At 66.2% G+C, this 7,625-nt stretch carries 8 protein-coding genes; 3 read left to right on the forward strand and 5 right to left on the reverse strand.

Annotation, left to right across the window (positions count from 1 at the left end; translation table 11 throughout):
- Positions 1-166: 166 nt before the first annotated feature.
- On the reverse strand, positions 167-625 hold the full coding sequence (locus ACDELDRAFT_RS16770; protein ID WP_005799033.1) for a hypothetical protein: 459 nt from the start codon (positions 623-625) through the stop codon (positions 167-169).
- 235 nt (positions 626-860) lie between these two features.
- Between ACDELDRAFT_RS16770 and ACDELDRAFT_RS16775 the strand changes: the two genes are divergently transcribed.
- The 3 genes from ACDELDRAFT_RS16775 to ACDELDRAFT_RS16785 all read left to right on the forward strand — a co-directional run bounded on the left by ACDELDRAFT_RS16775 (position 861) and on the right by ACDELDRAFT_RS16785 (position 4,197).
- Positions 861-1,688 (forward strand): proteasome-type protease, encoded by an 828-nt coding sequence (locus ACDELDRAFT_RS16775; protein WP_005799035.1) that lies wholly within the window; start codon positions 861-863, stop codon positions 1,686-1,688.
- A gap of 18 nt (positions 1,689-1,706) precedes the next feature.
- A complete protein-coding gene (locus ACDELDRAFT_RS16780; protein ID WP_005799037.1) occupies positions 1,707-2,531 on the forward strand; it encodes an alpha/beta fold hydrolase in 825 nt (274 codons plus the stop codon).
- A 154-nt stretch (positions 2,532-2,685) separates the two neighbouring features.
- Positions 2,686-4,197: an FAD-binding oxidoreductase gene (locus ACDELDRAFT_RS16785; RefSeq protein WP_005799039.1), complete on the forward strand. Its 1,512-nt coding sequence runs from the start codon at positions 2,686-2,688 to the stop codon at positions 4,195-4,197.
- Here ACDELDRAFT_RS16785 and ACDELDRAFT_RS16790 read toward each other — a convergent pair.
- From ACDELDRAFT_RS16790 to ACDELDRAFT_RS16800, 4 genes are all read right to left on the reverse strand, one after another.
- The gene (locus tag ACDELDRAFT_RS16790) at positions 4,170-5,495 is read right to left on the reverse strand and encodes a diguanylate cyclase domain-containing protein (protein WP_040329647.1); all 1,326 of its coding nucleotides are present in this window, start codon (positions 5,493-5,495) and stop codon (positions 4,170-4,172) included. The genes ACDELDRAFT_RS16785 and ACDELDRAFT_RS16790 overlap by 28 nt on opposite strands.
- 206 nt (positions 5,496-5,701) lie before the next feature.
- Complete coding sequence (locus ACDELDRAFT_RS26025; RefSeq protein WP_269763843.1) at positions 5,702-5,866, reverse strand: MipA/OmpV family protein; 165 nt, start codon at positions 5,864-5,866, stop codon at positions 5,702-5,704.
- A complete protein-coding gene (locus ACDELDRAFT_RS16795; protein ID WP_005799042.1) occupies positions 5,842-6,561 on the reverse strand; it encodes a MipA/OmpV family protein in 720 nt (239 codons plus the stop codon). Before ACDELDRAFT_RS16795 ends, ACDELDRAFT_RS26025 begins: the two co-directional genes overlap by 25 nt.
- 10 nt (positions 6,562-6,571) lie before the next feature.
- A complete protein-coding gene (locus ACDELDRAFT_RS16800) occupies positions 6,572-7,396 on the reverse strand; it encodes an undecaprenyl-diphosphate phosphatase (RefSeq protein WP_005799044.1) in 825 nt (274 codons plus the stop codon).
- Between the last annotated feature and the right edge of the window lie 229 nt (positions 7,397-7,625).

Here is a 7,625-nt window from a genome sequence, read left to right on the forward strand (position 1 = left end):
CGCGCCTGGCGGCGCCGCGCGGGGCCCTGGGATTGCTGGGAGTGGGGCCGCGCGATGCGGTGGTCGAATGGTGGCTGGTGGATACCCAGGGCGAGCTGATCGAGGCGTTTTGGGAAGAGTGCTGAACGCGGCCCGCATGCCCGACGGACTGCGCCATCGCGGGCCGTTACTGCTTGACGATGGACACCAGCGTGTCCGCCACCATCTTGCCCGTCTTCATGTCCATCCAGGGGTTCTGGACCGTGACATGGTGGGTGCAGCCGACGGTCATTTTTTTCTTCATCACGGCGTTGAATTCTTCCTTGCACCCGGCCACGAACGCGGCTGAGTCCTTGGTGGCATCACCCATGGGCTTCATGCCCGGCTGCTGCTGGTAGAAGGCTGCCACCTTCTGCAGGCTGTCGTTCGTGCGGTAGGCCGCACCCTCCACGCCCATCTGGCTGCGCAGGAATTCGCTGGTGGCCGCATCCGGCTTGGCGCCGGGGTAAACAGCGATGCCGGCATTCTGGGCCAGCGCCGGACCCGCCATCAGTGCCGCCAGGCAGGCCAGCACCACGGCAGCGCGCACTTTTGCCAGCGCGTGGAACGACAGGGTTTGCGGGTTGGGATTCACGTTCGGATTCATGGTTTTTCTCCTGCAAGGGATGCGTTGCGCTCGTTGGCCAGGCCACGGCAGGCGCATTATTGGCGGGAGCCTGCACCTGGCATCCAGCGTTGTACGTGCATCCGTGATTTTTTGGGCATTTGGGGCATGGATGCGTCGCCTATGCCTTCGCGGGCGCGGCCTGCAGCGGCTGCAGGGCGGTGCAGCGCGGCACTACACTCTCGGCTTTTGGTCTTTGCTCTTTTGCCGCATCTCCATGACGTATTGCGTCGCCATCAAACTCAATGCCGGGCTGGTGTTCCTGTCCGATTCGCGCACCAACGCCGGGCTTGACCAGATCAGCTCGTTCCGCAAGATGATGGTCTACGAGAAAGCGGGCGAGCGCTTCATGGTGCTGCTTTCGGCAGGCAACCTGAGCATCTCGCAGTCGGTGCGCGAGATTCTGCAGACCACGCAGATCACGGACGAGCAGGACGGCGAGCCCATCACCATCTGGAATGCGCGCAGCATGTTCGACGCCGCACGCGTGCTCGGCGCGGCCGTGCGCCACGTGCACGAGCGCGACGGCGCGGCGCTCAAGCGCTCGGGGGTGGACTTCAATGTCTCGCTGGTGTTCGGCGGCCAGATCCAGGGAGAGGGCATGCGCCTGTTCCAGGTGTATTCGGCGGGCAACTTCATCGAGGCCACTTCCGAGACGCCCTATTTTCAGGTGGGCGAATCGAAATACGGCAAGCCCGTGCTCGACCGCGTGCTCACGCCCGAGACGCCGCTGGACGAGGCCGCCAAGTGCGCCCTGGTATCGATGGACAGTACGCTCAAATCCAACCTTTCGGTGGGCCTGCCCATGGATCTGGTGGTGTATGAGGTCGACCGCTTCACCACCGACAAGATCGTGTGCATCGACGAGCACAACCCCTACTTCCGCATGCTGCACGACAGCTGGGGGCAAAAACTGCGTGCGGTATTTGACAGCATCGAAGACCCGGCCTGGGATGGCGAATCGACCAAGGCGCCCATCCTGGTGAACCCGGCGCGCAGCAAGCCCCTCAAGAAGATCACCACCCGGCACGACAAGCTGATCTGAGCCTGCACCCCTTTTGCGATGAGCACAATTGTCTTCTCCCACGGCAACAGCTTTCCTGGAGCCACCTACGGCGTGCTGTTCGAGCACCTGCGCCAACGGGGCTTCGAAGTGGCCGCGGTAGACCGCTTCGGCCACGATCCGCGCTACCCGGTCACCAGCAACTGGCCCCATCTGGTGCAGCAACTGGCCGACTTTGCGGCCGAGCAGGTGGCGGCTTCGGGAGGACCTGTGTTTCTGGTGGGGCACTCGCTGGGCGGCATTCTCAGCGTGATGGCGGCTGCGCAGCACCCCACGCTCGCGCGCGGGGTGTTGATGCTCGACTCTCCGCTCATCAGCGGCTGGCGCGCCACCACCGTGGGCGTGGCCAAGCGCACACAGATGGTGGGCGCCGTGTCGCCGGGCCGCGTGAGCCGGCAGCGCCGCATGAGCTGGTCGAGCACCGACGAGGCCCGCCAGCACTTCATGGGCAAGAAGGTGTTCGCGCGCTGGGATCCACGGGTGCTGGACGACTACGTCACCCATGGCCTGCGCGATGAAGACGGCCGCCGGGTGCTGGGTTTTGACCGCGCGGTGGAAACCGCCATCTACAACACGCTACCCCACAACCTCGACAGCCTGCTGCGCAGGCACCCCCTGCGCTGCCCTGCGGCCTTCATTGGCGGGCGTGCATCGGTCGAGATGCGCCAGGTAGGCATGGCCCTAACCCAGCGCGTGACGGTAGGCCGCATCATGATGCTGGACGGCAGCCACCTGTTCCCGATGGAGCAGCCACTGGCCACGGCGGCCGCCATCGAAGCTGCCTTGCTGAACCTGGTCTCGCTGACGCCACCCGCACACCCCTGATGTGCGCCGGGCGGCGCATCCCGCCCCTTGAGCGGTGTGCGCAGCGCCCGCGCACAGCGACACTGCGTGCCGGGCCCGCGCGCAAACAACACGAGACAAACGCCGTCCGTTGCGTTACACAAGAGCCCTCACTATCTTGGGAGGCTCCTGTTCCATGGCCCATCGCAAAAGCCCCGCCCGTCTTGCCAAAGACACCCGTGTCGCCCAGTTCCGCGCAATGGCGGCCAGCCCGACGGCCACCCCGTCCATCGCGTGGCAAGCGCTGGCCCAGCTCGAAGCCACACTGGTGGGGCGCGTGGTGCTGCCGTCAAGCCCCGACTACGACGACGCCCGACAGGAATCCAACCCCGCGTTCCAGGCGTTTCCGCAGCTCATCGTGTACTGCGCTTGCGAGAGCGACGTGCTTGAATGCCTGACCCTGGCCCGCCGCCACAGCCTCTGGGTGGCCGTGCGCTGCGGCGGGCACAGCACCGCGGGCTACTCGGTCAACAACGGCATGGTCATTGACCTGAGCGAGATCCGTGGCGTGGTGCTCGACCCGCCCAACCAGCGTGTGCACGTTCTGCCCGGCACCGATTTCGACCATTTCAACGGCGCCATGAACCGCACCGGCTGGCACGTTCCCACCGGCGCATGCGGCAGCGTGTGCGTGGGCGGCTTCGTGCAGGGTGGTGGCTACGGCTACACCTCGCGGGCCTTCGGCATTCAGAGCGACCTCGTGCTGTCGCTGCGCGTGGCACTGGCCGACGGCACCACCGTGACCGCCAGCGCGACCGAGAACCCGCGGCTCTTCTGGGCCATGCGGGGCGGCACCGGCGGCAACTTTGGCGTGCTTCTGCAGGTGACCTACCGCATGGTCCGCCTGGAGCAGGTGTGGGCCTGGGCCGTTTCATGGGACGCGGCCCACGCAGCGCAGGTATTTACTCTGCTGCAAGCGCGGTTCATGCAGACAGGGGCCCCCGACGCGCTGGGCTACATGATGAACCTGGGTTACCAGAACCAGCAGCCGGTGTACATGGCGCAAGGCATGTTCTGCGGCACGCAGGAAGCAGGCATGCAGGCCATCGCGCCGCTGCTGGCGGTGCCAAGCGCGCAGTTGCTGGTCAGCAAGACCGGCACCTACCCCGACATGAACGTCTGGCTGGAGGACCACCCCTATTCGCTACCCGAAGCGCTGCCCGACGGCATTTGCGAAACCAAGGCCTGCGGCTACATTGCCGGCCCGCTGACACCGGCACAGTGGCAGGCCATCATCGACTACTTCGCCACGTCGCCCAACCCTTGGTCGCTGGCCTATCTCGAACCCTATGGCGGGGCCATCAACCGCTATCCCGTCGAAGACAGCGCCTTCATTCACCGCCACGTCGACGCCAACCTGGTGGCCGACGTGTTCTGGCGCACCCCTGAAGAGCGCACGAAGATGGAGGCTTGGCTCGACGGACTGATGCGCATGGTGGCGCCGTGGCTCAATGGGCACGTGTACCAGAACTACCCCGACAGCCGCCTGGAGCACTTCGCACACGCCTACTGGGGGCCTGCCTATCCCACCCTGCAAAAGGCGAAGGCGTCCTATGACCCGGGCAATTTCTTCCGCTTCGCGCAAAGCATCTCGCTGCCCGCCGTGGATGCGAAGGAGCCTCAGTCGCAGAGCGGGGGGGGCGCGTAGCACAGGCACCCCTTGCCATTGCGCTTGGCGGCATACATGGCCTGGTCGGCCCGGCTCATGAGCACGTCGATGTCTCCTTCGAGCGGGGGGTGCATGGCCACGCCGATGCTGGCACCGATGTGCAGGTTGCGCCCATCCACCACCATGGGCTGGTGCAGCGCCTCGATGATGCGGCGGCCGATCAGGTGCGGGTCTTCTGGCGACACATCGTTGTCGAGCATGACCAGAAACTCATCGCCGCCCAGGCGTGCAACGGTGTCGCCCTCGCGCACCGCCCGTCCCAGGCGCTGGGCCACGATGCGCAGAACTTCGTCGCCTGCCCGGTGCCCTTCCTGGTCGTTCACGAGTTTGAAACCGTCAAGGTCGATGAACAGCAGCGCAACGGCCCCGCCCTGCTCACGGACGCGGGCCAGCGAAAGTTCGAGCTGGCCTTGGAATGCCGCCCGGTTGTACAGGCCGGTGAGCGAATCGTGGTTGGCCAGGTACTGCTGCTGGCGCGCGATCTGGATCTTTGCGGAAACATCCTGCACCAGCGCCATGATCGAAGTGACACGCCCCGTGGCATCGGTCAGCGCCGAATTGAACCATTCGCCATGGATCTCGGCGCCATCGCGGCGCACGAAGCATGTCTCGGCGCGGTTCTGCGATTCTTCGCCCACCTGCAGGCGCCGCAGGGCCAGGCCCAGGCGCTCGTCCGACGCGCCCAGCAACTGCGGCAGCGAGCAGCCCACCAGGGGCGACACCTGCTCCCACCCCATGAGCTGCACGGCCCGCTGCGAGCAATGCAGCAGGCGCAACTCGTGGTCCATCTCGATCACCGCCAGGGGGCTGTTGTCCATGTGCGAGGACAACCGCTGGTTGGCCTCCCGCAGGGCCTTCATGGTGACCTGCAGCTCGTGCACATCCAGTGCCGTGGTGATGAAACCCTCGACATCGCCCTGCGGGCCGCGCGCTGGCGTAAGGCAGATGGTGCGCCACTCCTCCACCCCGTCGGGGTTGCACAGCAGGCGCTGGTATTGCACCCGCTCTCCTTGCAGCACCCGGTTCACGAAGGGCATGAAGCGTGCACAGTCGTGCTCGCCATACAGCTCCTGCAGCGACCGGCCCACCACGTGCTCAAGCCGCGTGCCGAACCAGCGCGCATATTCCTCGTTGGCGTAAGCCACCCGCAGGTCAAGTCCGACCAGCGCCAAAGTGGCGCCCGCGCCCCGCGTGATCAGCGCCAGCAGTTCGGCGTCGGACCGTGGCGGCTTCAGGAGCGGAAAGCGCTCGGACAGCGATGGCTCATCTGGCGTCATGCGAAAGGAAATCCCGAAGCAGTTGTCGTCAACCCGGTCTGACATCGGCCCGCACCAGGCCAATGCACGGTGGAGCACTCCTCGAGGCGGGAGGTCCGTAACATATTGTTGAGAGCCAGCTTATCATTTTTCGGCGTCAAGCCGGTGTTGCGACGCCTCTGCGGGGCGCGCCCTGAGCGCTGTCGTCCGGCACGGCAACGCGCCCGTCAGCGGCAGCAGCGGTATGCCAGCCCGAGTGAAGCGGTGTACGCCGTAGGCCGTACGGTCAGGGGGCTGCGGCGCGCATCGCCCTGGAGTTGCGAGACGCCTACGCCACCCCAAACAACCCAGTGGCGGTTGAGCGCCGTCATAACGTCAACACCCAGGTCCACGCTGTAGAGCCCTGCGCCCGGTGCAAAAGCGGGCAACCTGCTGGCCCCCGCCCCCCCGCCACGGCGGGCACGCCGAACTGGGTGCGCATGAAGGTACGGTCGCCAAAGCCCGCCCCGGCGCCAACCACCATGCGCGTCTGCTGCGTGATGGGCAGGGTGTACGACAGGCTGGTGGACAGCTGTGCGCCGCCTTCGCGCCCCAGAATGTCTTGCGAAAGCCCCGCCCCCACCGACCAGCGGGGCGTGAAGGCATAGCTCGCACTGACGCGCGCGCGCACGGTGGAGCGCACCTCGGGCAGGCCTTCCAGAAGCCGTGAATCGCGGCCATCGCGGCCCTTGTCGAGGCGCAGCGACGCGCTCAGGCTGAACCGGTCACTTTCAGCCAGGATGGCCGTGGCACCCGACTCGCGCTGCTCCAGCCCGTGGCCCATGAGCGTGCTGCCGCGCGAAGTGCTCAGCCGAAAGCGCCCGTATTCGAGTGCCCATGCCGGCCGCAAGTGGCTGGAACGGCCATCGCTGCCCGCATAGTCGGGACCGTTGCTCACGATGGCACCCAGCACGTAGTTGAGCTTGGGCGCATTTTCCGCCGGAGCGGGAGGTATTGCCTCCTCGGCCCGGGACGAATGGCAGACACCCAGCCCCATCAGAGCCAGGCAGCCCCAAAGACCCCGAAGAATGCGCGGCAGGTTGCTCATGGCGCCATTATCAGTCGGCCCACTGCACCCATCCAGTCCATGCCGTCACCAGCACCACCACACCGAACACGATGCGGTAATACGCAAACGGCACGAAGCTGTGCGTGCTGATGTAGCGCAGCAGCCAGCGTACGCAGAGCCAGGCGCTCACGAACGAGAAGAACAGCCCCACGGCGAACAGCGGCAAGTCGGACGCCTGCAGCAGCGCGCGCTCCTTGTACAGGCTGTAGACGCCCGCGCCGATCAGCGTGGGGATGGCCAGAAAGAACGAGTAGTCGGTGGCCGCCTTGCGCGAAAGCCCCAGCAGCATGCCGCCGATGATGGTGGCGCCGCTGCGGCTGGTGCCCGGCACCATGGCCAGGCACTGCGCCAGGCCCACCTTGAGGGCGTCGAGCGGGGTCATGTCGTCCACCTCCTGGATGCGCGTGGCCGATGGCGGACGCCGCTCGGCCCACAGGATGATGAAGCCGCCCAGAATGAAGGTGCTGGCCACCACCACCGGCGTGAACAGGTGCGCCTTGATGGCCTTGCCGGCCAGCAGCCCCAGCACCACGGCGGGCAGGAAGCCGATGAACACGTTCAGCGCGAAGCGCTGCGCGCGCTGCTGGCTGGGCAGCGCCACCAGCGTGGCGCGAATCTTCTGCCAGTAGACCAGGATGACGGCGAAGATGGCGCCGGTCTGGATGGCGATGTCGAACACCTTGGCCTTGGCATCGTCGAAGCCCAGCAGGGAGCCCGCAAGAATCAGGTGCCCGGTGGAGGAAATGGGCAGGAACTCGGTCAACCCCTCGACCACGCCCATGATGGCGGCCTTGACCAGCAAAACAATGTCCACGCGTGCGTCCTTCCAGGCTTGTGCGGCGAATGAAACCGCGGATTATCCGCCGCGCAGCGCCCCTCATCGGCCCCGGTGCGCGTAAAACCCGACTCCATCCACGCCGCGCTGGCGACGTTTCGCGCCATCGGCGCGGCGGTTCGTCGCACGCCGCTCGCGCGGCGCGCCGAGCGTCGCCACAGTGCGCTCCATCTCTCAACGATTCAAGGAGCGCACCATGCTGATCGAG

Origin of the sequence: Acidovorax delafieldii 2AN (assembly GCF_000175235.1) — a bacterium.
In the GTDB taxonomy this organism is placed as follows: Bacteria; Pseudomonadota; Gammaproteobacteria; order Burkholderiales; family Burkholderiaceae_C; genus Acidovorax; species Acidovorax delafieldii_B.